Raw genomic sequence first — 4,347 nt, 5'->3', positions numbered from 1 at the left:
TGAGGTGGTGAAGGTCAAGGTCAGCGGCGTCGCCAACCCGGACGGGGCCGAGAGCAGGCGCGTCGAAGGACTGAACCTCGCCGCCCGTAATGCCCAAGGCCTCGTCGAATATTCGTTCGAGGCCGCGATCCTCAAGCCCGTCGATCTCGCGAAGGCGAACGGCACCCTGGTCTATGAGGTGACCAATCGCGGCAACGGCAGCATCAGTCTGGGCGCGACCAGCGACGCGGCGGCGCGTTTCTACATGGAACGCGGCTATGTGCTCATCAACAGCGCATGGCAGGGCGAGGTGGCACCCAACCCCGCGGCGCTCAATGCGACCTTGCCGATCGTTCGAAATACGGCGGGACCGCTCACCCAGGCGTTCCGCCAAGAGATCCGCTTCGACTCGACGCCGGTTGCCGAGCCCGAGGGAGCGATCCGGCCGGTCACGCTCCTGTATCCGACCGCATCGACCGACAAATCGACGGCGCGCCTCTATGTGAGGCAGTATGAAGAGGACGCCCTGACGGAACTGCCTTCATCGAGCTTCGACTTCGTCGATGCGAACCGGGTGCAGATCCGTCAAGCCGCTGGCTACGACAACAGCGCGCTGTATGACCTGACATACACGGCCACGAACGGGGTCGTATCCGGCTTGGGGCTCGCCTCGGTGCGCGACCTTGTCTCGTTCCTCCGCTTCAACCAAGCCGACGAGGACGGCCGCGCCAACCCGCTGGCGAGCGCGGGCACCATCGCCGTCAAGAACACGCTCGCTTACGGGGTGTCGCAAAGCGGTCGGTTCCTACGCGTCTTCCTGTGGCAGGGCTTCAACGAGGATGCCAGGGGTCGCAGGGTATTCGATGGACTCATGCCGATCGTCGCCGGTGCACGCAAAGGGGACTTCAACCGCCCGTTCGCGATCCCGACGGCGAGTTCGACCCAGCATGCCGGGCGGCGCTACCCCGACAACGGCTTTCCCTTCGCCTATCCGGTAACCTTCGACCCTGTCTCGGGTAAGACCGACGGCTTGCTCGCGCTTTGTGAGCGAAGCAATACGTGCCCAAGGATCATGCATTTCGACACCGATGGAGAGATGGGAAGCGCATTCAGCTGGATGCTCCAGATCAACACCCTTGGCGATCCGATCGTCCAGCCGGACAATGTCCGCCTGTATTTCGCCGCGGGACTCCAGCACGGACCCGGACCGATCCAGCCGCGTGGATGCTTCGGACGGCCCGTGCTGTACCCGCAAGTCCCTTTCCGGAACGCCTTGTTCCTCGCTCTCGACCGATGGGTGAGGGACGGTACTCCACCCCCGGCCTCCAGATATCCGAACAAACAGGATGGCAGCCTGGTCTCGGTCGGTCAGGCCCAAGCGCAGTGGCCGCTGATCCCCGGTTTTCCCTACAGCTCCATCCGCAACGTGCCGGCCAACTGGGACTATTCTCCCCTGCTCGCCCAGCCGCGCGGCACGTATCCCGTCCTGACCACGCGGCTCAATGCGGACGGCAACCAGTTCGACGGCGTGGTGTTCCCACTCGTCGCCGTTCCGGTCGCGACCGCGACCGGGCACTATTTCACGACCACCGGATACGCGCCGGGAGAGCAATGCACCCTGCAAGGCATCTTGCTCCCCTTCGCACGGACCGAAGCGGAACGGGCGGCGGCCGGAGACTCGCGTCCGTCACTCGGAGCCCGGTATCCAGGAGGACAAGCGCAATACACCGCCCTCGTCACCGCAGCGAGCAACCGATTGGTGGCCGAAGGCTTTCTGCTGGCCGAGGACGTGCCTGCGATCGCAGGAGCCCGCCTTCCGCAATGATGGTCCGCAAGTCGACGTGGCAGACGCACGATCGTTGAAGTGCCGACCACGACCGGCGGCGCGGGCGCGCGTCGATGACAAGTCCGCGCGAGGCGCCCGAAACCGTGAGGAAGGCTGGCTGGCGAAACCCAAATGCACGCCGGATTCGAGGAGACCTGATAGGGAACAGTTTTTGGAAAAGCGTGACCCGTCAGGGACGCACGGCGTGCTTCGCAACGGCGTTGTTTCAACGGAGCTTGCTTTGCGGGAGCATCGCGCTGGAGTATCGGCGATGGCCATCCTGCGGAGGACCGGTGGTGAGCCAGGAGCAAACGAGATTGCGGGTGATCGTACTGCACGGTGCGCACGGAGGGCCTGATACGAACTGGTTTCCCTGGATTCATGCCGAGCTTGAGGGTGCCGGGATCGAGGTGGTGCGACCCCGGTTTCCCACCCCGCAAGGTCAATCGCTGGAGGCGTGGTTCGAGGCCTACGACCTTGCCGTTACGCCATCGGCTCTGGCTTCCACCATCCTGGTAGGTCACAGCCTCGGGGCCACCATGGCGTTGCGGCTGGTGGAGAGGGCGACCAAGCCGTTCAGCGGGCTGTTTCTGGCCGCTGGATTTATCGGTGCGCTTGGTCTGCCCGACTACGACGCCATCAATGCGTCCTTCTTCGCCGAACCGTTCGACTGGAAGAGCATCAATGAGCGGAAAGGAAGTGCGTGTCGCTGCTGGGCCGGGGACGACGATCCGTATGTTCCCCTGCCGCGCTCGCAGCAACTAGCGAACCATCTAGGTGCGTCGCTTGAGGTGGTTCCGGGCGGTGGGCACCTGAACGGCGAAACGGGTTTTACCGCCTTTCCGCAAGTGCGTGACGCCATCCTTGCCATACGCCTGAGCATGGCCGGACAGGACGGAAGCTGAGCGTCGCCGTGCGGCTCTGCGCGCTGGCCGCGGTCTGATCACCCGCAACCACGCTATTTTTCGACCATCGTTTGCGGGAAAGAAAGGCGCTGAGGCAGCGGCCGTTAGCGGCATCGGCCCGCCCGGAACCTGCCTAACCGCTCGCCACCGCTTTCCGTCGCTCGTGAGCGGGTCGATCAGCATCGTGCGTCGATCCGCCACTAATGTGATTTCCGTCCCACCGAGCGTGCGCCTGCCGCGTCAGTCCGTCTCGCGTAAAGCAAGCCGAGGATCGCGTCTCATGCAGTTCCGGGCGATCGTCGATGCGGGCCGCGACACATGGTGCGGCCGCCAAGCTGCTGGGTGCAGTCAATCAGCCGATCGCGTGGGGTGCATCGGTGAGCGTCGGGCGACCACCAATCCCGCCGCGAGCGTTGCGGGTCAGGTCAGCGCCATGCTGATGCGGCGGGTGGCGTCGACGAGCAGGCCGCCAATCTCCCCGGCACGACGCTCATCGAGTCGTGCACCGGGCCCGGAAATGGAGATCGCGCCGACGGGGCTGTCCATACGGTCGATGATGGCGGCGCCGACGGCGTTGACGCCCCGGTGGTTGCCGCCGAAGCCGGTCGCATAGCCCCGCTTCCGGGCGACCGCGATCCGCTTCTCCAGCTCGCCCCGATCGGTGATCGTGAGCTGCGTCGTGCTTTCCAGCGGTTCCTTCAGATAGAGATCGAGTTCGGCATCGTCGAAATGCGCGAGCATCGCCTGGCCCGATGCCGTGGCATGCAGGGGTACCACGCCGCCATACGGGAAGAAGTAGCGGACCGGCTTGATCCCGTCGAGGCGTTCGACCAGCACCAGCGCGCGCTCGAAGCGGCAGGTTAGATGGACGGTCTCCTCCGTGACGCGCCGCAACTCCTCCATGACCGGCAGCGCCACCAGCCGCAGCCTAGCCAAGGCATGGTTCGTGCGACCCGTCGCGATGACCGCTCGCATGCTGATGACCCAGTCGGTGGTTTCAGCGCCCGCCGGCTCGATCCAGCCTGTCTTGTGCAGCGCCTGCAAGGTCCGCTGCGCGGTCGAGCGCGGGATGCCGGCCAAGCGGGCAAGCTCGCTGACGCCAGCAGGCTGGTGAATGCCGAGCAGCTCGATGAGCTGGAAGGCGAGGTCGACGGGTCGCATGGCTGATGACTGTACGATCGATCCGTCCGGGTCATCAACAATAGCGTTTTCCCGGACATACGCGTGTGCTAATGCCGCGTGACGGCACAGCTTGCCGTAAAACGGTTGGGGTGGGGATGCGCAAAAGGTTTTGGAAGACGGCGGCGGCAGGTCTCGCCCTGGTCGCGGCCGGCGTCGGCGTCGGTGCCTGGCGCGAAGCGCATATAGGGCGCGGAGCCATGGACGGTTCCGGCCCGGCGCGCGGCGGCGTCGAGGTTGCTCTGGTGGCCAATGGGGTCGGAGGCACGGTCAGCTTCATCGACCTCGCGACCGGACGAGTGCGCAGGACGCTCGACGTCACGCCCGACGGCAAGACGATCGGTTTGTTGCGTGATCCCGTCCAGTATGTCGCGCAGCCCAAGATCGAGGCGCGCGGCGGGAAAAACTATGCTCAGGACACCGATCTGTCGCGAGATGGCCGCATCCTCTACGTCTCGC

Annotated in this window: 4 protein-coding genes; 3 read left to right on the top strand and 1 reads right to left on the bottom strand. The window is 65.1% G+C overall.

The features are described from left to right. A partial coding sequence (locus ACFE7F_RS15520) for an alpha/beta hydrolase domain-containing protein (RefSeq protein ID WP_375404752.1) occupies positions 1 to 1,804 on the top strand: 1,804 nt, incomplete at its 5' end. Between the two features lie 323 nt (positions 1,805 to 2,127). After that, positions 2,128 to 2,709 carry an RBBP9/YdeN family alpha/beta hydrolase gene (locus ACFE7F_RS15515; RefSeq protein WP_375404751.1) on the top strand — a complete coding sequence of 194 codons (582 nt, stop codon included), beginning with the start codon at positions 2,128 to 2,130 and terminating at the stop codon, positions 2,707 to 2,709. Between the two features lie 420 nt (positions 2,710 to 3,129). Here ACFE7F_RS15515 and ACFE7F_RS15510 read toward each other — a convergent pair whose 3' ends face one another. Beyond that, complete coding sequence (locus ACFE7F_RS15510; RefSeq protein ID WP_375404750.1) at positions 3,130 to 3,870, bottom strand: IclR family transcriptional regulator; 741 nt, start codon at positions 3,868 to 3,870, stop codon at positions 3,130 to 3,132. Positions 3,871 to 3,941: 71 nt separating this feature from the next. Between ACFE7F_RS15510 and ACFE7F_RS15505 the strand changes: the two genes are divergently transcribed. Beyond that, positions 3,942 to 4,347 (top strand): hypothetical protein (locus ACFE7F_RS15505; RefSeq protein ID WP_375404749.1); only part of this gene is annotated, 406 nt, incomplete at its 3' end.

Origin of the sequence: uncultured Sphingomonas sp. (assembly GCF_964235535.1) — a bacterium.
Classification (GTDB): Bacteria; Pseudomonadota; Alphaproteobacteria; order Sphingomonadales; family Sphingomonadaceae; genus Sphingomonas.
This window is presented reverse-complemented; position numbering and strand designations above follow the sequence as displayed.